General features: G+C 69.1%; 18 protein-coding genes. 12 read left to right on the top strand and 6 right to left on the bottom strand.

Features of this window, described 5'->3' with window-relative positions; all coding sequences use genetic code 11:
• Positions 1-112 precede the first annotated feature (112 nt).
• The 3 genes from GZ67_RS0114575 to GZ67_RS0114565 are packed head-to-tail and all read left to right on the top strand — an operon-like array spanning position 113 to position 2,273.
• The gene (locus tag GZ67_RS0114575; RefSeq protein WP_029262323.1) at positions 113-484 is read left to right on the top strand and encodes a YrdB family protein; all 372 of its coding nucleotides are present in this window, start codon (positions 113-115) and stop codon (positions 482-484) included.
• Positions 485-508: 24 nt separating this feature from the next.
• Positions 509-1,873: an FAD-binding oxidoreductase gene (locus GZ67_RS0114570; RefSeq protein WP_051662553.1), complete on the top strand. Its 1,365-nt coding sequence runs from the start codon at positions 509-511 to the stop codon at positions 1,871-1,873.
• On the top strand, positions 1,866-2,273 hold the full coding sequence (locus tag GZ67_RS0114565) for an NUDIX hydrolase (protein WP_029262321.1): 408 nt from the start codon (positions 1,866-1,868) through the stop codon (positions 2,271-2,273). The genes GZ67_RS0114570 and GZ67_RS0114565 overlap by 8 nt, the downstream gene beginning before the upstream one ends.
• 16 nt (positions 2,274-2,289) lie before the next feature.
• Here GZ67_RS0114565 and nagB read toward each other — a convergent pair whose 3' ends face one another.
• The 5 genes from nagB to GZ67_RS0114540 all read right to left on the bottom strand — a co-directional run bounded on the left by nagB (position 2,290) and on the right by GZ67_RS0114540 (position 9,809).
• On the bottom strand, positions 2,290-3,069 hold the full coding sequence (gene nagB / locus GZ67_RS0114560; protein ID WP_029262320.1) for a glucosamine-6-phosphate deaminase: 780 nt from the start codon (positions 3,067-3,069) through the stop codon (positions 2,290-2,292).
• Positions 3,062-4,027: an ROK family protein gene (locus tag GZ67_RS0114555; protein WP_197021050.1), complete on the bottom strand. Its 966-nt coding sequence runs from the start codon at positions 4,025-4,027 to the stop codon at positions 3,062-3,064. The genes nagB and GZ67_RS0114555 overlap by 8 nt, the downstream gene beginning before the upstream one ends.
• A 43-nt stretch (positions 4,028-4,070) precedes the next feature.
• Positions 4,071-5,258 (bottom strand): ROK family transcriptional regulator, encoded by a 1,188-nt coding sequence (locus GZ67_RS0114550; RefSeq protein ID WP_029262318.1) that lies wholly within the window; start codon positions 5,256-5,258, stop codon positions 4,071-4,073.
• A 79-nt stretch (positions 5,259-5,337) separates the two neighbouring features.
• On the bottom strand, positions 5,338-8,601 hold the full coding sequence (locus GZ67_RS0114545) for a family 20 glycosylhydrolase (protein WP_029262317.1): 3,264 nt from the start codon (positions 8,599-8,601) through the stop codon (positions 5,338-5,340).
• On the bottom strand, positions 8,592-9,809 hold the full coding sequence (locus tag GZ67_RS0114540) for an alanine racemase (protein WP_081860014.1): 1,218 nt from the start codon (positions 9,807-9,809) through the stop codon (positions 8,592-8,594). The genes GZ67_RS0114545 and GZ67_RS0114540 overlap by 10 nt, the downstream gene beginning before the upstream one ends.
• A gap of 26 nt (positions 9,810-9,835) precedes the next feature.
• Between GZ67_RS0114540 and GZ67_RS0114535 the strand changes: the two genes are divergently transcribed.
• Positions 9,836-10,240 (top strand): RidA family protein, encoded by a 405-nt coding sequence (locus tag GZ67_RS0114535; RefSeq protein WP_029262315.1) that lies wholly within the window; start codon positions 9,836-9,838, stop codon positions 10,238-10,240.
• Positions 10,241-10,344: 104 nt separating this feature from the next.
• Positions 10,345-11,835: a L,D-transpeptidase family protein gene (locus tag GZ67_RS0114530; protein ID WP_231481818.1), complete on the top strand. Its 1,491-nt coding sequence runs from the start codon at positions 10,345-10,347 to the stop codon at positions 11,833-11,835.
• A 63-nt stretch (positions 11,836-11,898) separates the two neighbouring features.
• Here the strand turns inward: GZ67_RS0114530 and GZ67_RS0114525 are convergent, their stop codons facing one another.
• Positions 11,899-14,118 (bottom strand): NADP-dependent isocitrate dehydrogenase, encoded by a 2,220-nt coding sequence (locus GZ67_RS0114525; RefSeq protein ID WP_029262313.1) that lies wholly within the window; start codon positions 14,116-14,118, stop codon positions 11,899-11,901.
• 176 nt (positions 14,119-14,294) lie between these two features.
• Between GZ67_RS0114525 and GZ67_RS0114520 the strand changes: the two genes are divergently transcribed.
• The 7 genes from GZ67_RS0114520 (at position 14,295) to GZ67_RS0114490 (ending at position 22,989) form a co-directional block, all read left to right on the top strand.
• On the top strand, positions 14,295-14,753 hold the full coding sequence (locus tag GZ67_RS0114520; RefSeq protein WP_029262312.1) for a GNAT family N-acetyltransferase: 459 nt from the start codon (positions 14,295-14,297) through the stop codon (positions 14,751-14,753).
• A gap of 205 nt (positions 14,754-14,958) precedes the next feature.
• Positions 14,959-15,972, top strand: coding sequence for a LacI family DNA-binding transcriptional regulator (locus GZ67_RS0114515; RefSeq protein ID WP_029262311.1), 1,014 nt, complete (start codon positions 14,959-14,961; stop codon positions 15,970-15,972).
• A 128-nt stretch (positions 15,973-16,100) separates the two neighbouring features.
• Positions 16,101-17,408: an ABC transporter substrate-binding protein gene (locus tag GZ67_RS0114510; protein ID WP_029262310.1), complete on the top strand. Its 1,308-nt coding sequence runs from the start codon at positions 16,101-16,103 to the stop codon at positions 17,406-17,408.
• A 58-nt stretch (positions 17,409-17,466) separates the two neighbouring features.
• The gene (locus tag GZ67_RS0114505; RefSeq protein ID WP_029262309.1) at positions 17,467-18,432 is read left to right on the top strand and encodes a carbohydrate ABC transporter permease; all 966 of its coding nucleotides are present in this window, start codon (positions 17,467-17,469) and stop codon (positions 18,430-18,432) included.
• Positions 18,432-19,319 (top strand): carbohydrate ABC transporter permease, encoded by an 888-nt coding sequence (locus GZ67_RS0114500; protein WP_029262308.1) that lies wholly within the window; start codon positions 18,432-18,434, stop codon positions 19,317-19,319. Before GZ67_RS0114505 ends, GZ67_RS0114500 begins: the two co-directional genes overlap by 1 nt.
• Positions 19,319-21,553 carry an alpha-xylosidase gene (gene yicI / locus GZ67_RS0114495; RefSeq protein ID WP_029262307.1) on the top strand — a complete coding sequence of 745 codons (2,235 nt, stop codon included), beginning with the start codon at positions 19,319-19,321 and terminating at the stop codon, positions 21,551-21,553. Before GZ67_RS0114500 ends, yicI begins: the two co-directional genes overlap by 1 nt.
• Positions 21,550-22,989 (top strand): GH1 family beta-glucosidase, encoded by a 1,440-nt coding sequence (locus tag GZ67_RS0114490; protein WP_029262306.1) that lies wholly within the window; start codon positions 21,550-21,552, stop codon positions 22,987-22,989. Before yicI ends, GZ67_RS0114490 begins: the two co-directional genes overlap by 4 nt.
• Positions 22,990-22,991 lie beyond the last annotated feature (2 nt).

The following is a 22,991-nucleotide window of genomic DNA, read 5'->3' as shown; positions in this document are numbered from 1 at the left end:
ACCTGCTCCCGAGGAGCCGGTCGACTCCGCACCCGCCGCCGACGCGCCCGCCACCGACACCGCCGCCGTCGCACCGGCTGAGGACGCTCCGGCCGCCGAATAGACTGGATGCATGTCCTCGGATCCCGCACCCGTCCCCGGCGTCGAGCGCCCGACCATCTCCGCTCTCGACGTCGTCCGCACCGTCGTCCTGGTCGCTGCGGTCGCCTCTCTCGCCCTGTGGGGCTTCGCCAGCTGGGACCTCCCCTGGAACGTCATCCTCGGTATCGGTGCGCCGGTGCTCGTGATCCTCGTCTGGGCGCTCTTCCTGTCTCCGCGCCCGGTACTGCGCGTGCACCCGTTCCTCCGCGCCGCCGTCGAGCTGCTGATCTACGTCGGCGTCACGATCGCCTGGTGGTCGATGGGCCAGGCGCTGATCGGCACCGCGTTCGCCCTGGTGGCCGTCGTCGCGGGCGTTCTCAGTGGTCGGCGCGCACTGTCGTGAGCCTCTCGTGGTGAGCGCGCGGCCGTGAGCGTCCTGGCACGGCTGAAGGAGACGCTCGGCGCGCTCGTCGACACCGACGAGACTGCTCTCGAGCAGGCCAGAGCAGACCGCTCCGGTCATGCCGCCGCCGGACGCCCGATCGCCGTCGTCCACGCGGAACGGGTCGAGCACGTCCAGCAGACCATGCGCATCGCGTCGCACACGCGCACCCCTGTCGTCATCCGCGGCGCCGGCACCGGACTCGCCGGTGCCGCCAACGCCGGCAGTGGCGAGATCGTGTTGTCGCTCCGCCGGATGACCGCGATCCGCGAGGTGCGACCGGACGATCTGCTCGCGGTCGTCGAACCCGGCATCCTGAACGCCGACCTCAACACCGAGCTCGCGCGACAGGGGCTATGGTGGGCGCCCGACCCGGCCAGTCGCGACATCTCCACGGTGGGCGGCAACATCGCCACCGGTGCCGGCGGACTGCTCTGCGCAAAATACGGCGTCGTCCGCGATGCCGTGCTGGGCGTCGACCTCGTGCTCGCGGACGGACGGCTTCTGCACCTCGGCCACCGGAGCGTCAAGGGCGTCACCGGCCTCGACCTCACCGCGCTGGTCATCGGCTCCGAAGGCACGCTGGGTGTCGTGGTGGGAGCGACCCTCAAGCTGCGCAGGCTCGTGCCCGGAGAGACGTGCACGGTCGTCGCCACCTTCCCCGGCGTGCGCGCCGCAGCCTCCGCTTCTGCCGCTGTCACCGCCGCCGGGGTGCAACCGGCGATCATGGAGCTGATGGATGCCGCGAGCCTCACCGCCGTGCACGCGCTCCTCGGTCTCGTCGCCCCGACGCCGGGGGCGGCCCAGCTCACCATCCAGACCGACGGACCCGCCGCCCGTGCCGAGGCCGACGCCATCGCGGAGATCCTCCGTTCCCACGGCGGGGTCACTGTGGTCTCGCACGATCGCGCGGAGGGCGAACAGCTGCTCGCGATCCGCCGATCGATGCACGCGGCGATGGCATCGCTGGGCACGACGCTCATCGAGGACGTCTCCGTGCCGCGCAGCGCGATGCCCGCCATGTTCGACGAGATCGCGCGCATCGAACGCGAGCACGCGCTCACCATCCCGACGGTGGCGCACGCCGGCGACGGCAATCTGCACCCCAACTTCCTCTTCGAAGGTCCGGACGTGCCGCCCGAGGTGTGGGTCGCGGCAGACGAGCTGTTCCGCGCGGCGATCCGCCTCGGCGGGACCCTGACCGGAGAGCACGGCATCGGCGTGCTGAAGCGCCGCTGGCTCTCCGAAGAGCTCGGTGACGACCAGTGGCAGCTGCAACGGCAGATCGCCGCGGTGTTCGATCCCCTCGGCATCCTCAACCCGGGAAAGGTGTTCAGCCCCGATGCCTGACATCCATGTGAGCGCGGCCGTGATCGTCGATACCGAAGGCCGGGTGCTGGTCGTCCGCAAGCAGGGCACCACGCGGTTCATGCAGCCGGGAGGCAAGCCCGAGCTGGGCGAATCCGCGGTGCAGACTCTGATCCGCGAGCTCCAGGAAGAGCTGGGGCTCACACTCGACGAGAGTGAGCTTCACCCGCTCGGGACCTTCATCTCCGCGGCCGCGAACGAACCGGGGCACCGTGTCGTCGCTGCGGCCTTCGCGACATCCGTCGACCCCGGAGCCGTCACGGTCCAGGCGGAGCTCGCCGAACTGCGATGGATCACGCCGGCAGACGTCGCGACACTCCCCCTGGCGCCCCTGAGCGTCGAGCACCTGCTGCCGATCGCCTGGCCCGCGCTGGCGGGCTGAACGCGACGGACAGGCGTCAGATGCCCTGCCAGGCCGGCTTGTTCGCGAATGTGTAGCGGTAGTAGTCGGCAAGAGCGAGACGCGATGCCGCAGCCTCATCGACGACGATCGTCGCATGCGGGTGCAGCTGGATGGCGGAGCCCGGAAGGAGCGCGGTGAGCGGTCCCTCGACGGCGCCGGCCACGGCCTCGGCCTTGCCTTCGCCGAAAGCGAGCAGCACCAGGTGCCGCGCCTTCAGGATGGTGCCGAGCCCCTGCGTGATGCAGTGCATCGGCACGTCGTCGATGGAGTCGAAGAAGCGCGCGTTGTCCTCGCGGGTCTGCTCCGTGAGCGTCTTCACCCGGGTGCGCGACGCGAAGGACGACCCCGGCTCGTTGAAGCCGATGTGTCCGTCGGTACCGATCCCGAGGATCTGCAGGTCGACCCCACCGGCCGCATCGATGGCGGCCTCGTAGTCGTCGCCGGCGTGCTGGATCGTCGCGAGAGCGCCGTTGGGAACGTGGATGCGCTGCGGGTCGAGACCGAGTGGTTCGACGACCTCGCGCGTGATCACGGAGCGGTAGCTCTCCGGGTGCGACGGGTCGATGCCGACGTACTCGTCGAGCGCGAAGCCGCGCACCTGCGAGACGTCGCGACCCGCGAGCTGCGTGCGCAGCGCCTGGTACACGGGAAGCGGAGTGGATCCGGTCGCCAGCCCCAGCACCGCATCCGCCCGGCGTTCGATCAGCTCGACGATCTCGGTGGCGACCAAGGCGCCTGCGGCCTCGGCATTCTCGACGATGACGACCTCAGCCATGCGGGACGATCTCCTTCTCGGTGATGGATGCGCCGACCAGTGCGGCGCCGAAAGCGGCAGCGGGAGACCCGGCCGGAAGCAGTTCGATTCTCTCATCCAGGCGGAGGGACCGCATGAACGGCGACGCGTCGGCGCCGGCATGCAGCGCCGCACGCACGCCGGCCTCCAGGCGGTCGCCGAGAGCCGTGAGCCCTCCTCCGATGACGACGGTCTCGACGTCGGCCGAGAGCACGAGCACACGAACGGCGGCGGCAGCGCCGTGGAACAGGTCCTCTCGGAGCGCGAGAGCGAGCGGATCGCCGGTGTCCGCGGCGTCGAAGATGTCTCTGATCGGCAGCGCGCCCGGGCGACCCCAGGCCTTGGCGAGCGCTCCGCCGCCGCAGAACGTCTCGACGCAGCCGTGCTGACCGCATCCGCACAGGCGTCCCTTCGGATCGACCGAGAGGTGCCCCACTTCCCCGGCCGTGCCACGGGCCCCGCGCCAGATGCGGCCGTCGATCACGATGCCGGCGGCGACGCCGGTGCCGAGGTTGAGATATGCCATCGACCCGGTGACCCCGCTCAGGGCCGCCGCACCGAGTGCGGCCGCCTTCACATCGTTCTCCACACGGAACGGCATGCCGAGCGCCTGTTCGGCACGGTCGGCGAGATCGAGGGATTCCACGCCGAGGTTGACCGCATGATCGACGCGGCCGGCGTCGGCGTCGACCAGCCCGGGGATGCCGATTCCGACGGAGCCGATGTCCGACAGCGACAATCCGACGTCATCGGCGAGCCCGCTGACGGCCGTCACGATGCTCTCGACGACGGCATCGTCTCCCCAGCCGGTGACCCGGCGGAGTCGGCCGATGATCTCCCCGGAAGAGTCGACGGCCACGGCGTCGATCTTGGTACCGCCGACGTCCAGGCCCACTCGAATCCGCCGACCGGCGGGGTCGGCAGCACGCGCATCGCTCATCGGATGCTGCTCCCCGCGGTCTCCGCGGTGGCGAAGGGGAGCGTCACGACACGCCCAACTGGCCGGAGAGCACCATGACGGCGGCGCCGCGCAGGACGATGTCCTCCTGGTGGGTCCGGCGCACGACCACGTCCTCGAACACGCCCTCGAGCGTGCGGGCGTGCAGCGTCTCGATCGCGGCATCGATCAGGATGCCGTCGAGCAGATCTGCGGGGCCGGAGAGCACGACCTCGGAGAGATCGAGCGCAGCGACGATCGGAGCGACGGCGATCGCCATCCGCGTTCCGGCGTCGCGCAGGATCTCGTCGCGAGCGTCGGGTTCGGACTCCAGCGCCGCACGCAGGCGGCTGACGCTCAGCCACGCTTCGAGACAGCCGTCCTTGCCGCAGGCGCATCGGGGACCGCCGTCGGTGCCGACGACGACGTGCCCGATCTCCCCCGCCGCGAAGCGGCTGCCCAGCAGCGGCTGGCTGCCGGTGATGAGCCCGGCACCGACGCCCTTGCCGATCTTGATCAGCATGAAGTCGGCCTTCGCATCGCCGAACGTGTATTCGGCGAGCACCGCCGCGTTGGCGTCGTTCCTGGCGAGGACGGGCAGATCCAGGTCGATGCCGAGCTTCGCCTCGAGCGGGAAGTTCGTCCAGCCGAGGTTCGGCGAGCTGAGGACGAGCCCATCGGGCCGCACGACACCGGGAGTTCCGATGCCGACGCCGAGCAGCGGCTGCGTGGAAGCGGCGACCAGGGTCTTGGCGAGCTCGTGCAGGGCCGCGTACGCCGCTTCGCCGTCGGGCGAGTCCGGCCGCGGCACCTCACGCCGTTCGAGCACGTCGCCGTCGAGGCTCAGCACCGCGCCGGTGAAAGCGCTGGGACCCGAGAGATCGAGGCCGAGGATCTGGTGGCCGACGCGGTCGATGTCGATCAGGATGGGCGGCTTGCCCGGACCTACGGCCTCGCGGACGCCCATCTCGATGACGATGCCGTCGGCGATGAATTCGGCGACCAGGTCGGAGATCGTGACTCGGGTCAGCCCGGTCTCTCGCGAGAGATCCGCACGGCTCATCGCACCGGCGTGATACAGCGTCTGCAGCACGAGTGCACGGTTGTGGCCGCGTGCATGCTCGGGAAGCACTTTCGCGCGCGAGCGCAGGTGGCGCCCCGGGCCGAAGGCATGCGTGTTCGCGCCGAGGTACTCTACCGGCGGCGCGGGACGCTGTTCATCCGAAACGGACATGTTTGTTAGTAGACCTTACGAACAAAATTTGTGCAACCTCTCCCCGCGGTCGCGCGAGGAGGGTTACCGAAACGTTACATTACTTTCGAAGCTCGGCGGAGGTGTCCTCCGAACGCTCGAGAAGCCGCGTCACCAGACCGGCGACGATGCGCTCGCGTGCCTCGACCGTGAGTGGTTTGCCGGGCACTCCGGGGCGACGCTGATCGGGTGCAGGTCCGTCCAGTGGACGATACCGCACCCCCGCCGCGCGGAGACGGCGCAGCTGCGTCGGCAGACGTCGACCGAAGTCCGCAAACGGTGCCGGGTCACCACCCTCCCAGAGCCGCTCGGCGATCGCCGACAGACGAGGGAACATCGCGAAGTCGACCCGATCACGGGTGGGCAGATGCTCGCTCCAGACGTTGGCCTGACCGCCGACGGCTCCGTCCTCGACGCGCAGGGTGTACGCCCGCTCGATCGTCAGTGGCGGGCCGACCCTGATGGGCTCCTCCGCGGACTCCGACTGCGGGTAGTCGAGGTACGCCTCGAGGTCGGGGCAGGCCACGACCTCGATGCCCCGCGAGAGAGCCGCGCGCATCGCGACCGGGCCACGCCATGCGAGAATCCGGACGCCGTCGGGCACGTCGCCCTCGAGCACCTCGTCCCACGCCAGCGCCGTACGACCTCTGGCGCGTACGTGAGCGACGAAATGGGTCGTGAACCACGGCTGCACGTCGTGCGCGGTGGCGAGTCCGAGCTCCTGCATACGCGTGGCGGCCGCGGCGCTCTGCGCCCACTCGGTCACCGGAACCTCGTCACCGCCGATGCCGATCCACTCCGAGTCGAACACGTCGCACAGCGCGTCGATGGCCGCGCGCCCGAAGGCGAGCGAGGCCTCGGTGGGCGCGAGCGTGCGCGGGTTCACGCCGAACCGCTCCCACGGCGACTCGACCGGGTCGCCGACGTCGGTGTTCCCGAGCTCGGGATAGGCGGCGAGCGCGGCCTGCACGTGACCGGGGAGTTCGACCTCCGGGACGAGCGTGACGAAGCGTTCGGCGGCGTACCTCACGAGATCACGCAACTCGGCGGTCGTGTAGAAGCCCTCATGGACGCCGGGCTCGACGGTCGCGAGCGGACCGTGGCCGCGCTGCGTCGCTGCTCGACGGGCACCGATCTCGGTGAGGCGGGGGAAGCCCGGCACCTCGAACCGCCAGCCCTGGTCATCCGAGAGATGCAGGTGCAGGACGTTGAGATGGTGATCCGCGAGCTGGTCGATGAGACGACGGACCTCCTCCACGGTCCGGAAGTGACGTGCGACGTCGAGCATCGTGCCTCGCCACGCATAGGCGGGCGCTCCCTCCCAGACTCCGGCCGGAATCGACGTCGTCGCTCCGTCCGGGTCACGGAGCTGCCGCAGCACCGTGGCACCCCGGTACACGCCGGCAGGACTCGCACCCCGGACCTCGATGCCCGAGGCGCTCACGCTCACACGGAACGCCTCCGGTGCGATGCGACCCGCCGCTGCGGCATCGGCGCCGAGCGTCTCATCGACCACGAGGCGGATGCCCGGCCGTCCGTCGTCGCGACCGACTCCACCCAGCCGGCCCGCAACGGTGGCGAGCTCCGCGGTGGCGAGCACGGGTGTCTCGTCCGACCAAGCGAAACCTGTTGCCAGCGGGTCGATGCGTGCGTCGATGCGCGGCACCGTGGCTCGATGGGCCACCGGCGGCATCCGCAGCGCCCGCCCCGGCGTGGCACCGGTGGGCTCGCCGTCGGAGACCACGGGCACTCCGCCGACCAGCACCTCGACGATGCCGAGCGGTGGGGTGAACGGCTCGTCGAAGGTCGCGCCGGCGGCGATGGTCTCGGGATCGAAGAGCACCAGGTCGGCGGTCGCGCCGGAGCGGATCACACCGCGCGGAGCATCGTCGCGGTCGAGGCCCAGCCGTCTGGCCGGTGTACCCGCCAGGTGCTGCACCGCCTCCTCCAGCGTGAGGATGCCGAGCTCGCGCACGTAGTGTCCGAGATAGCGCGGGAACGTGCCCCGGCCACGGGGGTGCGGCCGCGCACCGATCAGGATGCCGTCGCTTCCGCCGGTGTGCTGCGGGTGGCGCATGATCGCGCGGACGTTCTCCTCATCGCCGATGTGCATCAGGATGCCGGTGGCCCCGGCATCGGCGATGATCGTGTCGAGCACGACGTCGACGGCTCGACGCCCCGTGGTCTCGGCGATCTCGGCGACCGTCCGACCGACCAGGTCGACCAGGTCAGGATGGGCCGTGCCGGAGATCTGGATCTGCGTCCAGTCGGCTCTCTCGCCGTGGAAGCCGTCACAGCCGACCTCCTCGAGCTCCACGCGGACCGCCTCCCGACCGGCCGCGTCGAGCTCGGCGACGGCACGCAACAGGTCGCCCGTCGCGGCGAGCCTGCTCGGCAGCAGTGCGGCGAGCGTGGTGGCTCCCGGCAGATAGGGATAGGTGTCCAGGGTCACGTCGACGCCATCCGCGATGGCCTGGTCGATCAGGGTGAGAAGCTCCGCTGCCCGCCCCCGGTTCGGGGTGAAGTTCATTGTGGCGTGGGTGAGGTGGACGGGACACCCGGTGCGACGGCCGATATCGAGCGCCTCCCGGTAGGCGTCGAGCGCTCCCCCGCCGTAGCTGCGCGTGTGCGGCGCCCAGTAACCACCCCGTTCCGCGACCACGCGGCACAGCGCCTCGAGCTCCGCCGTGTCGGCATACATCCCCGGCGTATAGGTGAGGCCGCTCGACATCCCGAACGCACCGGAATCCAACGCCGCGCCGAGCAGATCGGCCATGGCAGCGATCTCGGCGGCTGTGGCCGGACGGTTCTCGTGCCCGACGACGATCATCCTCAGGTTCCCCTGCGGCACGAGGACCGCCGCGTTCGCCACGGTCGCGGCGTCGATCGCGGCGAGCAGGTCGTCCACGGTCCGCCACGGCACCTCGGCCGGCATCCCGTTCCATCCGGCGATCTGGCCGGGGATGACGGCGGCCGCGCGGTCGTCCGACGGGGCGTAGCCAAGGCCGTCCTGACCGAGCACTTCGGTGGTGACCCCCTGCCGGATCTTCGCCTCGTGGGCAGCGCCGCTCAGCACGGCGAGGTCGCTGTGCGCGTGCATGTCGATGAATCCCGGGGCCAGCACCAGGCCGGCCGCATCGATCTCCGTCGCCCCATCCGGAAGCTCGAGGCCCTCGGTGGCTTCCTTCGTCAGCACCGCGGCCACCCGGGCACCCTCGACGGCGACGTCGGCCACGTAGCGCGCCGCCCCCGTCCCGTCGACGACCGTCGCTCCGCGGTAGACCCGCACCAGGCCGGCCGCCGCCTTCTCCGCACTCAGAAGCATGTCGCGACCGCCCCGATCACGCGCGGGTCATCCGCGTCGGGATCGTCGATCACGGCGACCACCCGCCACTTGTCGAACGCCGTGCACGGGTGCGAGAGGCCCAGACGCACCACGTCGCCGACCCCCGCCGAAGCGCCGTCCGCGAGCCGCAGGAACGCGTGCTGATCGTTGAGCGCCGTGATCTCACCGTCGACCGACTGCGGGACCGGCAGATCGAGATCGAACGGCACGTCTCGACGGCCCGCGTCCAACAGGGCGAGGCCCTGTTCCGGCTGCGAGACGACACGCGACCAGGCATGCATGGCCGAACGAAGTGGCGCGGTTCCGACCGACGGACCGAACGGCGACATGCGGGAGTAGAAGCCGTCGTCGTGGATCTGGAAGGCGCCCGACCGCAGGACGACGTCGGCCTCCGCGCCCTGGGGCGCGAGTACCGCGGCAGCCCGATCGGGGAACGAGCTGCCGCCCGCGCTGAGCACAGGGCGGATGTCCGCGGGGTACACCAGGCGCGTGTGCAGCTCGACGATCGTCCGGAGATACGCGTCGACGGCCGCGACGGAAGCGTCGCTGCGATCCGGCCCGAACGGACCTTCGTACCCGGCGACACCGGCGAGTCGCAGCCCGGGAGCCTCCGAGATCGCCTGCGCGATCCGCTCGCCCTCCTCCACGCTGCGGGCGCCGGTGCGGCCCTGCGCGCCGCCGAGCTCGACGAGCACGTCGAGCGGCCGCTCAGCACCGCGCATCCCGTCCGCCAGGATCGAGACGCCGGCGAGAGAGTCCGCCCAGCACAGCACCCGCAGCCCGTCATCGGCGGCGAGCAGTGCGCTCAGGCGGCGCACCGCCGCGGCATCCGTCACAGCATTGGCGATCAGCACCGTCGCGACACCGGCGTCGACGGCGACCTCAGCCTGCCACGGCGTCGCGACCGAGATGCCCCACGCGCCCGCTTCGAGGAGCCGCTGCCAGAGGGCCGGCGCCATCGTGGTCTTGCCGTGCGGCGCGAGCAGCACACCCTGCTCGCGCGCCCACGCGAAGACGGTCCTCTCGTTGTGCACGAGCGCGTCCTCGTGCACCGTGAGCACCGGAGTGACCAGGTCGGAGAGGCGCAGATCGGCGCCCGCGACCTCCGAGAGTCGGAGTCCCGCAGCATGCGCCGGGAAGCCCTTCGTCCAGGCGCCGAGAACGGGATCCGGAATTTGTAGAGGCATCTAACAAGGCTACTAGGCTGGACGGCATGACCGCGAAGATCCGAGTTTCCACCGATGCCGCCCCCGCTCCCGCGCACACCTTCTCGCAGGGGATCCGCAAGGGCCCGTTCGTCCAGGTGTCCGGCCAGGGCCCGGTCGACCCGCAGACGAACGAGTACCTCTTCCCCGGCGACGTGGCCGCGCAGACCACTCGCACCCTCGAGAACGTCAAGGCGATCGTCGAGGCATCGGGCGCGACGTTCGACGACGTCGTGATGCTGCGCGTGTACCTCACCAAGCGCGAGGACTTCCCGATCATGAACGATGCCTACGGCGCCTTCGTGACCGCGAACACCCTCAGCGGAGTCCTCCCGTCGCGCACCACCGTCTTCACCGGTCTCCCCCGCGAGGAGATGCTCGTCGAGATCGACGGCATCGCCATCGTCGACTGACCTGGCGCGGGGAGGGACGATATCACGGACCGTTGCCTCCCCGTTACCTCCCATCCCGTACCATTGGACCTCAGGACACGTTTGAGATCCGGGGGGTGAAGTTCGTGACCGATCTGATTTCTGCGCCGGGCGCAGCAGCCGAGGCGCATGGCGACGACGCCACGCCCACCGCCGTACTCACGCCGCGGGATTCGGCCACCGACGCCGTCCCGCCCACCACCGGCGAACAGCCGTTGGCGTGGGCCCCCGTCGAGCCGGCCCCCAAGAAGCGCCGCCTCGGCCTCTGGATCGGGCTCGGACTCGGCGTCGTCGCCCTGGGCGCGGGAGCAGCCTCGCTGGTACTCATCGCCCCGGGAACCACCGTCGCCGGAATCCCGGTCGGATGGATGACACCGGGCGCCGCGGCCGAAGCGATCAGCACGCATCTCGCCGAGACCGAGGTCACGCTCACCGGCGACGGAGATGACGCGGTCCTGACCGGCGCCGACCTCGGCGCGTCCCTCGATGCGACCGCTCTCGCCGATGCCGCCTTCGCCGCCCGACCGCTGTGGAACCTCGGCATGTGGATGGGCGATCCGGTTCCCGCCGACATCGCCCTCGATACGGAGAAGGCCTCCGCGGCGCTGCGCAGCGCCGTGCCGTCGAGCTTCCAAGACCCGGTGGACGCCGGTGTCGCATTCGACCCCGCCGGCGGTAAGTACATCGTCACGGCCTCGGAGCCCGGCACCGGAATCGACGTCGATGATCTCACCGCCGCCTTCACCGATGCGGTGGCCGCGGGGAAGACGTCTCTCGAATACCCCGGCGGTCCTGCCGAGGCCCTGCCTGCCGTCTCCGACGACGACGCCACCGCCACCGCCACCGAGCTGAACACGATGCTCGGGACGATCGGCTTCTACGTCGGCGACGAACGCACCGTCCCGGTCAAGCCCGCGGTCGCAGCCACCTGGCTGACCGTGGTCGACGAAGACGGCCAGCTGCGCATCGAAGCCGACGCCCAGGCCATCCAGGCCACCGTCGACACGCTTCCGGGTCTCGTCGACCGGGCGCCGGTCAACGCCACGAACATCGTCGACTCCGCCGGCACCGTGTTGCGTGCCGAGCAGGAGGGCGTCGTGGGCCGCGCCGTCGGCGACACGTCGGGTATCGCCGAGCAGTTCGCTCAGCAGCTCGCCGCCGGCGACGGGGTCTACAAGCTCACCGTGGGCGAGACCGCTTTCGAGACGGTCAACCTGTTCCGCCGCATCGAGATCAACCTGAGCTCGCAGCGCGCCTACCTGTTCCAGAACAACGAGGTCGTGCAGTCCTGGGCGGTGTCGACCGGGTTGCCCGGCACGCTGACCCCGGCCGGCAACTTCAAGGTGTTCGCGCACACGGCCATCCAGGACATGGGCTGCTACGAGGGCGCGCCCTACTGCACCGAAGACGTCCCCTGGATCACCTGGTTCGCGCCGAACATCGGCTTCCACGGCACCTACTGGCACAACAACTTCGGCCAGCGGATGAGCCACGGCTGCGTGAACCTCCCGATCGATCTCGCCAAGTACGTCTACGACTGGTCGCCGGTCGGCCTCGAGGTCTCGGTCTACTACTGAACCGCTCTCCCGCGGACATGAAGAAGGGGGTGGATGCCGAAGCATCCACCCCCTTCTCGTGTGTCAGCGCAGTGCGTCGACGATGCCGTTCAGCGTGGCGGACGGACGCATGACCGCGGCGACGAGATCCTCGTCGGGACGGTAGTAGCCGCCGATCTCCACCGGCTTGCCCTGCACCGCGTTGAGCTCGGAGACGATCTTCTCCTCGTTCTCGGCGAGCGTCGCGGCGATGGGGGCGAACGCCGCTGCGAGCTCGGCGTCCTTCGACTGCTTCGCCAGCTCCTGAGCCCAGTACAAGCCCAGGTAGAAGTGGCTGCCGCGGTTGTCGATGGTGCCCAGCGCGCGGCCCGGGGAGCGGTCCTCCTCGAGGAAGGTGCCGGTCGCGGCGTCCAGCGTCTCCGCCAGTACGCGGGCCTTCTCGTTGCCCGTGCGGTCGGCGAAGTGCTCGAGTGATGCGGCCAGCGCGAAGAACTCGCCGAGGGAGTCCCACCGCAGGTAGTTCTCCTCGACCAGCTGCTGCACGTGCTTCGGTGCGGACCCGCCCGCGCCGGTCTCGAAGAGCCCGCCGCCCGCGAGCAGCGGCACGATCGAGAGCATCTTGGCGCTCGTGCCGACCTCGAGGATCGGGAACAGGTCGGTGAGGTAGTCGCGCAGCACGTTGCCGGTGACCGAGATCGTGTCGAGCCCGTGACGCATGCGGGCGAGCGTGTAGCGCGTCGCTTCCTCGGGCGCGAGGATCGTGATCGTGAGGCCCTTGGTGTCGAGCGTCGCGAGGCCCTGGTGCACCTTGGCGATGATCTGGGCGTCGTGCGAGCGGTTCGCGTCGAGCCAGAACACGGCGGGGTCGCCGGTCGCGCGTGCACGGGTGACCGCGAGCTTGACCCAGTCCATGACGGGGATGTGCTTGGTCTGCGTCGCGCGCCAGATGTCGCCCTTGCCGACCGTGTGCTCGATGAGCACCGTGCCCTCGCTGTCGAGCACCTGGACGATGCCGTCTGCGGCGATCTCGAACGTCTTGTCGTGGCTGCCGTACTCCTCGGCGGCCTGCGCCATGAGCCCCACGTTGGGAACCGTGCCGATCGTCGCCGGGTCGAGCGGACCGTTCGCGATCACGTCGTCGATCACGGCCTGGTAGACGCTCGCGTACGAGGAGTCGGGGATCACCGCGAGGGTGTCAGCCTCTTCCCCGTCCTTGCCCCAGAGCTTTCCACCGTTGCGGACGAGCGCGGGCATCGATGCGTCGACGATCACGTCGCTCGGCACGTGCAGGTTCGTCGTGCCCTTGTCCGAGTTCACATACGACAGGCGCGGCCCCTCGGCGATCGCCTTGTCGAAGGCGGCGGCGATCTCGTCGCCACCCGCCACGTTCGCGAGCCCCGCGAGGATCGAGCCGAGCCCGTCGTTCGCGCTGAGTCCTGCCGCGGCGAGCTTGTCGCCGTACTGCGCGAACACGTCGGCGAAGAACGCCTTCACGACGTGGCCGAAGATGATGGGGTCGCTGACCTTCATCATGGTCGCCTTGAGGTGCACCGAGTACAGCACGTCGTCGGCCGCGGCTGTCTTCAGCGTCTCGGCGAGGAAGGCATCCAGCTCCTTGGCGGAGAGGAAGGTCGCGTCGATGATCTCGCGCGGCAGGACCTTGAGGCCCTCCTTCAGCACGGTGACCGTTCCGTCTTCGGCCGTGTGCCGGAAGCTCAGCACGTCGTCGTGGGCAGCGACCCAGGAGCGCTCGTTGTGTTTGAAGTCGTCGTGCCCCAGGGTGGCGACGCGCGTCTTCGATCCCGCGGCGAACGGCTTGTTGCGGTGCGGGTGCTTCTTCGCGTAGTTCTTCACGGCGAGAGGCGCACGGCGGTCGCTGTTGCCCTCGCGCAGCACCGGGTTCACGGCGGAACCCTTGATGCGGTCGTAGCGCGCGCGCACGTCCTTCTCTTCGAGCGACGACGGCTCGTCCGGGAAGTCGGGGATGTCGTAGCCCTGCTTCTGCAGTTCCGCGATGGCGCCCTTGAGCTGGGGGATCGATGCCGAGATGTTCGGCAGCTTGATGATGTTCGCCTCGGGGAGCGTGGCCAGGCCGCCCAGCTCGGCGAGCGCGTCGCCCACCTGCTGCTCCGGCGTGAGCTTCTGCGGGAAGGCGGCCAGGATGCGGCCTGCCAGCGAGATGTCGCGGGTCTCGAAGTCGATGCCCGCCTGACCCGTGTAGGCCTGGATGATCGGCAGGAACGAGGCGGTGGCCAGTGCCGGCGCCTCGTCTGTGTGGGTGTAGATGATGGCTTCGTCGGTCACCGGGAGGTTCTCCGCTCTTGTGGTCTATTTGTCTCGATACCAAGATACCTGAGTGGCTTCGGGCCCGTTGCCCCGGCCCCTCACCGACGTCCGGCGAGTGGTGACGATCGGCCAGTTCTGGACGAAATGTTCGACCGAGACGTGTCGGTGCCGGCCCGAGGGGTTAGCCTGGGTCCATGTCCGAACTGCGCATGGTCGAACTCTCCGCTGCGACGATCGTCGCCGTGAACAACCTGTCGCTCAAGCCCGGACAGGAGCAGTTCCTCGCTCCCGTCTCGTACGGGATCGCAGCCACAGTCATCAACCCGCAGACCTCCTGGCAGCGGGTGATCCTCGACCGCAACGAGGTCGTCGGCTTCGTCAGCGCGAACTTCGATCCCGAAGCACCGGAGGAGCATTTCCGCTCCGTGCTGTGGCGCATCAACGTCGACGCCGACGATCAGGGTCGCGGCGTCGGCCGCTTCGCCGTCGAGGCGCTGGTCGAAGAGGCCAAGGCGCGCGACGTCGACCACGTCAACGTCATCTACGAGGCCGGCGAGGGCGGGCCCGAGACCTTCTTCCACCGCGTCGGCTTCACGCCTGTCGGCGAGACCGCCTACGGCGAGGTCATCGCCGAGATCCGCGTCACGTCCTAGGCCGGCGGCGGGGTCTCGAATCCCCTCCCCCATCGAGACCTCGTCGCCCTAGACCGCGGGATCGCTCCCACGGTTGCGGAAGCGTATTTGTTGCGCATGACCACAAAAGGCTTGCGCAGGGCGACGGGTCGTGTCTATCATCGCTGGAGAAGCGTGAGCGAAGCGCTTCGACGATTGCTTTCCGCACGATGACGATGGAGTCCCGATGACGACGATCCATGAGGTGGCACGCGCCGCCGGTGTGTCGATCAGCACGGTCTCCTACGCACTCAGCGGCAAGCGCCCGGTGTCGGAGAAGACCCGGATGCGCATCGAGGATGCGGTGCACGCGCTCGGCTACGAGCCCGATGCCGGCGCACGCATGCTGGCCGGTCGCCGCACGCACATCTTCGCCCTGACCGAGCCGCTGCGCGCCGACACGCACGCCCCCACCCACATGGCCTTCGTGCTCGCGACCGCGGTCGCCGCACGGCGGCAGGGCTTCGACATCCTCCTCCTCACCGACGAGCAGGCGTCCGAGGGGATGAACCGCGTGGCGGCGAGCAACCTCGTCGACGCGATCCTCGTGCTCGACGTCGCGCCCGACGACGAGCGCGTCCCCATAGCCCGCTCGGTCGGCACGCCCACCATCTTCATCGGCCTGCCCGACGACCGCGAGGGTCTGACCTGCGTCGACCTCGACTTCGAAGCGGCCGGTCGGCTGGCGGTCGACCGTCTCGCCGACGTGGGTCACCGACGCATCGCCCTGCTCGGGCAGACCGAGGTCTCGTACCGCAAGTCGAACTTCCCCCGACGCCTGCTCCGGGGCGCGCAGGAGCAGGCCGCCGCCCGTGGCGTCACTCTCGACTGGTCAGCCTCCGGTTCGGCGGTGACGGATGCGTCCGCCGTGCGTGCGTGCACGGAGACCGCGCTCGCCCGCGGAGACCGCGCGTTCATCGTGCACGCCGTCGACGACGTGCACCAGGTGCTGCTGTCCGTGCTCGCCGAACACGGACTGCGGGTCGGCGACGACGTCTCGGTGATCTCCGCCGCCGCATCCTTCGACACCGCCGCACTGCCGGTCCCCGTCGACACGATCCCACTCGTGCCGCAGCGATCGTGCGAACTCGCGGTCGACCTGGCGGTTCGCCGCCTGGACGACCCTCTCGCCCCCGCCGAGATCCACCTCATCCCGCCCGAGTACCGCTCGGTCGGCTCCGTCTCCCCCGCCCAGGACTGACCACCCTCCTCACCCGCTCGCCGGCATGTTCGCGATCGAAACGCTTCGACGATGCCTCGCCCACAACTGAACAATCCGACCCAGTGAAGTGTCCGGCCCATGGGGCCATTGAGAAAGGAGTGCCGACGATGGCACGCAGCACCCGCAGGACGAAGGCGCTGGCCCTGGTGGCCGCGCTCACGACGACCGGCATCGCGCTGAGCGGCTGTACAGCCGGTTCGGGCGAAGAGGGCGGCGACGGTCAGACCCTCAAGCTCTGGCACTACGAGGGCGCCGACAGCGCGATGGGCAAGGCCTGGGCCGAGTCCATCAAGATCTTCGAAGAGGAGACCGGAGCAAAGGTCGAGTTCGAGGAGAAGTCCTTCGAGCAGATCCAGAAGACGGCGAGCCAGGTGCTCGACACCGACGCCGCGCCCGACCTCATGGAGTTCAACAAGGGCAACGCGACCGCGGGCTTCCTCGCCTCCACCGGCCTGATCGCCGACATCTCGGACGCGGTCGAGGAGTACGGATGGGACGAGAAGCTGGCGCCGTCGCTGCAGACCACCGCCAAGTACTCGGAAGACGGCGTGATGGGCGGCGACACCTGGTTCGGCGTTCCGAACTACGGCGAGTTCGTCGGCGTCTACTACAACGAGGATGCCTTCGCCGCAGCAGGGTTGGAGATTCCCACCACGTACGAGGAGTTCGTCGACGTGCTCGACGCCTTCGTCGCCCAGGGCGTCACGCCGCTCGCGGAAGCCGGCGCCGAGTACCCGCTGGGACAGCTCTGGTATCAGCTCGCGCTGCTCGAGGCCGACCGCGGCTTCGTCGATGACTACCAGCTCTACAAGGAGCCCGTCGACTGGCAGGGTCCCGAGGTCACGTCGGCGACCGAGACCCTGAAGGAGTACGTCGACAAGGGCTACATCGCCTCGGACGTGTCGTCGGTCAAGGCCGAAGACGCCGGCGTCTCGTTCATCAACGGCTCGTCGCCGATCTTCGTCTCGGGCTCGTGGTGGTTCGGCCGCTTCGTCGCCGAGGCCACCGGCTTCGACTGGTCGATGGCCGCGTTCCCCGGAGCAGACCTCTCGCTCGGCTCGTCGGGCAACCTCTGGGTCGTTCCCGAGAACGCGTCGAACAAGGACCTCGCCTACGAGTTCATCGACATCACGATGCGCCCCGAGATCCAGGCGATCATCGGCAACAACGGCGGTCTCCCCGTCGCGGCGGACACCGCCGACATCACCGACGAGAAGAGCGCGGCCCTCATCGAGACGTTCAACGGGGTCCTCGACGCCGACGGCCTCTCGTTCTACCCGGACTGGCCCGCGCCCGGCTTCTACGACGTGATCGTCCAGGAGCTGCAGGGCCTCGTCACCGGCGTGCAGGACGTCGAGACCACGAACAAGAACCTCGGCGAGCAGTACGACGAAGGCACCGCCGACTTCCGTTGATCGACCTGCGGGGGCGGCATCCGCAGGGACGCCGCCCCCGCACCTCCTGGAGATGAACATGTCACTCGCCACCCGCCGCGAGGGCCGCACGAAGCTGCCGCCCGAACAGCCGTCGATCCCGCAGCGCCACGGTGGGACCGGGGCTTACTGGATCTACCTGCTGCCCGGCTTCGTGCTCCTGCTCGTCGTCGTGATCGTCCCGCTCATCTGGAACGTGTACCTGACCTTCACCAAGTGGAAGGGGGTGCGCACACCGGAGTTCATCGGCCTCGAGAACTGGCAGAAGATCCTCACCGACGACGACTTCTGGACGTCGTTCACGAACTCGGTATGGATGATCATCGCGATGGTCGTGGTGCCCACGATCGTCGGCCTCATCGTCGCAGCCCTCCTGTTCGACGTCGTCGGACGCAAGTTCGGCGGCAAGGTCGGCGGCTTCCTCCGCGCCACCTACTACCTGCCGCAGATCCTCCCGATCGCCGTCGCCGGCATCGTGATCGGCTGGATCGTGCGCCCCGGCGGCGACGGCGCCCTCAACCAGATGCTCGGATGGTTCGGGCTGCCCGCCTACGACTGGCTCGGCCAGATGCCGTCGGCGCTCATCGTGCTGATGGTCGTCATGGTGTGGGTGCAGCTCGGCTACCCCGTCGTCGTCTTCATGGCCGCGCTCCAGCGCGTGGACCCCGAGCTGTACGAGGCCGCCGAGCTCGACGGCGCGAACTGGTTCCAGCGGTTCTCGGCGATCACGATGAGCATCATCCGCCCCGAGATCTTCGTCGTCACCCTGACCTGCACGATCGCGGCGCTCAAGGTCTTCGGACCGGTCTACATCATCACCCGCGGCGGCCCTGCCGGTGCCACCCTGGTGCCCGCCTACTACGCCTACCAGGAGTTCTTCACGAAACGGAACGTCGGCTACGGCGCCACGATCGCGACGGTGCTCACCATCGTGGTCGTGATCGTGTCGATCATCTTCATCCGCGTCCAGAACTCCCTCGAGCGCAAGGAAAGGGCGGGTCTGTGATGCACGCCACCACCGCCATCGTCACCGGAAAGCCCGCCAAGACGCGCCCGCGCGGCGGCATGACCAAGAAGCGCCCGATCGACTGGCTCCTGCTCGCGCTCGTCATCGTCGGCGCGCTGCTCGTCATCGCTCCCTTCTACCTGGTGCTCGTGAACTCGTTCAAGTCGCCCGTCGACTACGCCACGTCCGGCCCCCTCGCCCTCCCCGAGACGCTCGACTTCGGAGGGATCATAAAGTTCTGGGAGCGGGTGAACTTCCCCGAGAAGGTCTGGAACTCGATCTTCATCGCCGGGATCGTGTCGGTGCTCGCGGTCGTCATCTCGATACTCAACGCCTTCGCGATCGGCATCGGCCGCGTCCGCGGGCGCTCGTGGATCGTGCTGCTGTTCCTCATGGCGAACCTGCTGCCGCAGGAGGCGCTGCTCTACCCGCTGTACTACATGTTCAAGTCCGTCGGACTGTATGACAACGTCTGGTCGGTCATCATCGTGTTCACCGTCATCCAGGCGGCGTTCGGCACCTATCTGCTCTCCTCCGTCTACGGCACGTTCCCCAAGGAGATCCTCGAGGCCGCATCGCTCGACGGGGCGAGCCGCTGGCAGATCCTGTGGCGCGTGATCTTCCCGATCAGCCGTCCGACGCTCTCCGTGCTCCTGATCTTCTTCTTCATCTGGACCTGGAACGAGTTCCTGATCCCGCTGACGTTCCTCGCCTCGAACGCGAATCAGACGGTTCCGGTCGCGATCAGCGTGCTCCAGGGCGACCGGCTGATGGACGTCACCACCACGAGCGCCTCGGCCCTGCTCGGCATCATCCCGACGCTCATCTTCTTCCTCATCTTCCAACGCACCCTCACTCAGGGCATCACCGCAGGAGCAGTCAAGTAATGAAGTTCACCGACGGGTTCTGGCAGCTGCGTCCCGGGGTCACCGCGCTCTACGCGCAGGAGGCGTACGACATCGCCGAGACCGACGAGACGCCGGACGGAGCGGGCATCGTCATCACCGCGCCCACGATGGTCATCGCGAAGCGCGGCGACACCCTCAACCGCCCCGTGCTCACCACCACCCTCTCCTCCCCCGCCGAGGGTGTCATCCGCGTGCGGATCGCGCATCATGCCGGCGGACGCTGGCACGGCGGATTCACCCTGCCGGGTGCGGGCGCGAGCACGGCTTCGATCTCCGTCGGCGAGGAGGGCGGCGTTCTGGACGCCGGCTCCCTCGTCGCCCGCATCGCCCCCGGCGATCCGTGGGATCTCTCGTTCGAGGTCGACGGGCGCCGGGTGACCGGCAGCGGCCACAAGGCGCAGGGCTACGTGCGCCTGACGGACGATGCGCAGGTCGATCGGGGCATCGTCGGCAACGGGCGTCAAGGCGGCGCGGCTCCCCACTCATCCGCGTACGTGCACGAGCAGCTCGACCTCGGCGTCGGGGAGCACGTCTACGGACTCGGAGAGCGCTTCGGCCCGATGGTCAAGAACGGTCAGACCGTGGAGATCTGGAACGCCGACGGCGGCACCTCCAGCGAGCAGGCCTACAAGAACGTGCCGTTCCACCTCTCCGATCGCGGCTACGGCGTGCTCGTGAACGACCCCGGTCACGTCTCGTACGAGATCGGCTCGGAATCCGTCGAGCGCGTGCAGTTCTCGGTCTCCGGCGACGTTCTCGAGTACTTCGTGATCGCCGGCCCGACCCCGAAGGACGTGCTCGGTCGCTACACGGCCCTCACCGGTCGCCCGCCCGTGGTCCCCGCCTGGTCGTACGGCCTGTGGCTGTCGACCAGCTTCACGACCGACTACGACGAGCAGACCGTGAACTCGTTCATCGACGAGATGTCCGCGCGCGAGCTGCCGATCTCGGTCTTCCATTTCGACTGCTTCTGGATGCGCGAATTCCAGTGGTGCGACTTCGAATGGGACCCGCGGGTGTTCCCCGACCCCGAGGGGATGCTCGGGCGACTGCACGACAAGGATCTGCGGGTCTGCGTGTGGATCAACCCCTACATCGCCCAGCGCTCCCCGCTGTTCCGGGAGGCGGCCGATCAGGGCTTCCTGGTGAAGCGGGCCGACGGCTCGGTGTGGCAGTGGGATCTCTGGCAGGCCGGCATGGGTCTGGTCGACTTCACGAACCCCGATGCCACGGCCTGGTACCAGTCGAAGCTGCGGGGCCTCGTCGCGCAGGGCGTCGACTGCTTCAAGACCGACTTCGGCGAGCGCATCCCCACGGATGTGGTGTGGGCCGACGGCGCAGACCCCGAGCGCATGCACAACCTCTACACCGACCTGTACAACCGCGCGGTGTTCGACGTGCTCACCGAGACGCGCGGCGCTGGCGACGCGGTGCTGTTCGCCCGGTCAGCGACCGCCGGCGGCCAGACCATGCCGGTGCACTGGGGCGGCGACTCCACCTCGACCTACACGTCGATGGCCGAGACGCTGCGCGGAGGCCTGTCGCTCGCGCTCTCGGGGTTCGCGTTCTGGAGCCACGACATCGGCGGGTTCGAAGGCATGCCGGATGCCGGTGTCTTCAAGCGCTGGACGGCATTCGGGCTGCTGGGGTCGCACTCGCGCTTCCACGGCTCGAGCTCGTACCGGGTGCCGTGGGCGTTCGACGAGGAGGCCGTGGAGGTGACGCGGCAGTTCACGCACCTCAAGATGCGCCTGATGCCGTACCTGTACCAGCAGGGGCTGGATGCCGCGGCGACGGGGGTGCCGCTGATGCGGCCGATGGTGCTGGAGTTCCCCGAGGATCCGGCGACCGCCTACCTCGACCGGCAGTACATGCTGGGCTCCGACCTGCTCGTCGCCCCGGTGTTCGCCGAAGGCGGAGAGGTCGAGTTCTACCTCCCCGCCGGCGAATGGACCTCGCTGCTGACGGGCGAGACCGTCACGGGCGGCGGCTGGCGGCGCGAGAAGCACGGGTTCGACTCGCTGCCGCTGTACGTACGGCCGGGCACGGCGCTCCCCTGGGGCGCCCGGGTCGACCGCCCGGACTACGACTACCATGACGGACTGCGGCTCCGGGTCTTCCCCGGCGGCGCCGGCAGCGCCACGGTCACCGTCACGGACCCGGATGGACGCGCCGAGGACTACACCGTCGACCTCGAGGAGATCACCGCATGACCAGCCTGCTCACGCCCCGCGACGACTACCGCGGCTCCGGACTCGTGTTCCCCGAGGACTTCACGTTCGGGTCGGCCACCGCCTCCTATCAGATCGAGGGAGCCGCGGCCGAGGACGGGCGCACCCCCTCGATCTGGGACACCTTCAGCAAGACACCGGGTCGGGTCTGGAACGGCGACACCGGCGACGTCGCGTGCGATCACTACCACCGTGTGGACGAGGACCTCGATCTGATGTCCGACCTCGGGCTCGAGGCCTACCGGTTCTCGATCGCCTGGCCGCGCATCGTCCCCACCGCATCGGGCGCGGTTAACCAAGCCGGGATCGACTTCTACTCGCGCCTGGTCGACGGGCTGCTCGAACGCGGAATCCGGCCGGTGGCGACGCTCTACCACTGGGACCTCCCGCAGTACCTCGAGGATGCCGGTGGCTGGACGTCGCGGGCGACCACCGACGCCTTCGAGCGCTATGCCGAGATCATGGGTGCGGCCCTGGGCGACCGCGTGCACACCTGGACGACACTGAACGAGCCGTGGTGCTCTGCCTACCTCGGCTACGGCCAGGGCGGCCACGCACCCGGACGGCACGAACCGGAATCGGCACTGTCTGCCGTGCACCACCTGAACCTCGCCCATGGTCGCGCGGTGCAAGCGCTGCGATCCACCTCGACGGGCGACCCGGACTACTCGGTCACCCTGAACTTCCACGTGCTCCGCGGACAGGGCGACGGCGCCGCGGAGGCGATGCGCAGGATCGACGCCCTCGCCAACCGCGCGTTCACCGGACCGATCCTGCGCGGCGAATACCCGGCCGATCTCCTCGAGGACACCGCATCGGTCACCGACTGGAACTTCGTGCAGGAGGGCGACCTCGCCACGATCGCCCAGCCGATTGACGCGCTCGGAGTGAACTACTACTCGACCGCGACCGTGCGCCTCTGGGACGGCGTCTCGCCGAAGCAGCAGAACGACGGCCACAAGGGTGCCGCGGGCGGAACGGCCTGGCCCGGCAGCGACCAGCTGGTCGAGTTCGTCGAGCAGCCCGGTCCCTACACCGCCATGGGCTGGAACATCGCTCCGGAGGGACTGGAGGAGCTGCTGGTGTCACTCTCCGAGCAGTTCCCCGAGCAGGCGCTCATGGTCACCGAGAACGGCGCCGCGTTCGAAGACGAGGTGACCGAGGACGGTGCGGTGCATGACGTCGAGCGCACCGACTACCTGCGCCGGCACTTCACCGCCGCACACCGGGCGATCGAGCGCGGTGTGGACCTGCGCGGGTATTTCGTGTGGTCGCTGCTCGACAACTTCGAGTGGGGATACGGCTACGCCAAGCGGTTCGGCATCGTGCGGGTCGACTTCGACGACCTCGCACGCACCGTGAAGGACTCCGGCCTCTGGTACCGGGAACTCATCCGCACCCGCACCGTGGAGGGCTGACC

This window comes from Microbacterium sp. Cr-K20, from assembly GCF_000708325.1.
GTDB lineage: Bacteria > Actinomycetota > Actinomycetes > Actinomycetales > Microbacteriaceae > Microbacterium.
This window is presented reverse-complemented; position numbering and strand designations above follow the sequence as displayed.

Coding starts and splice junctions, on each gene's coding strand:
- GZ67_RS0114575 (WP_029262323.1), top strand. CDS start 113: ATGTCCTCGGATCCCGCACCCGTCCCCGGCGTCGAGCGCCCGACCATC.
- GZ67_RS0114535 (WP_029262315.1), top strand. CDS start 9,836: ATGACCGCGAAGATCCGAGTTTCCACCGATGCCGCCCCCGCTCCCGCG.
- GZ67_RS0114540 (WP_081860014.1), bottom strand. CDS start 9,809: ATGCCTCTACAAATTCCGGATCCCGTTCTCGGCGCCTGGACGAAGGGC.
- yicI (WP_029262307.1), top strand. CDS start 19,319: ATGAAGTTCACCGACGGGTTCTGGCAGCTGCGTCCCGGGGTCACCGCG.
- GZ67_RS0114545 (WP_029262317.1), bottom strand. CDS start 8,601: ATGCTTCTGAGTGCGGAGAAGGCGGCGGCCGGCCTGGTGCGGGTCTAC.
- GZ67_RS0114520 (WP_029262312.1), top strand. CDS start 14,295: ATGTCCGAACTGCGCATGGTCGAACTCTCCGCTGCGACGATCGTCGCC.
- GZ67_RS0114515 (WP_029262311.1), top strand. CDS start 14,959: ATGACGACGATCCATGAGGTGGCACGCGCCGCCGGTGTGTCGATCAGC.
- GZ67_RS0114505 (WP_029262309.1), top strand. CDS start 17,467: ATGTCACTCGCCACCCGCCGCGAGGGCCGCACGAAGCTGCCGCCCGAA.
- GZ67_RS0114565 (WP_029262321.1), top strand. CDS start 1,866: ATGCCTGACATCCATGTGAGCGCGGCCGTGATCGTCGATACCGAAGGC.
- GZ67_RS0114555 (WP_197021050.1), bottom strand. CDS start 4,027: ATGAGCGATGCGCGTGCTGCCGACCCCGCCGGTCGGCGGATTCGAGTG.
- GZ67_RS0114510 (WP_029262310.1), top strand. CDS start 16,101: ATGGCACGCAGCACCCGCAGGACGAAGGCGCTGGCCCTGGTGGCCGCG.
- GZ67_RS0114490 (WP_029262306.1), top strand. CDS start 21,550: ATGACCAGCCTGCTCACGCCCCGCGACGACTACCGCGGCTCCGGACTC.
- GZ67_RS0114550 (WP_029262318.1), bottom strand. CDS start 5,258: ATGTCCGTTTCGGATGAACAGCGTCCCGCGCCGCCGGTAGAGTACCTC.
- GZ67_RS0114500 (WP_029262308.1), top strand. CDS start 18,432: ATGCACGCCACCACCGCCATCGTCACCGGAAAGCCCGCCAAGACGCGC.
- nagB (WP_029262320.1), bottom strand. CDS start 3,069: ATGGCTGAGGTCGTCATCGTCGAGAATGCCGAGGCCGCAGGCGCCTTG.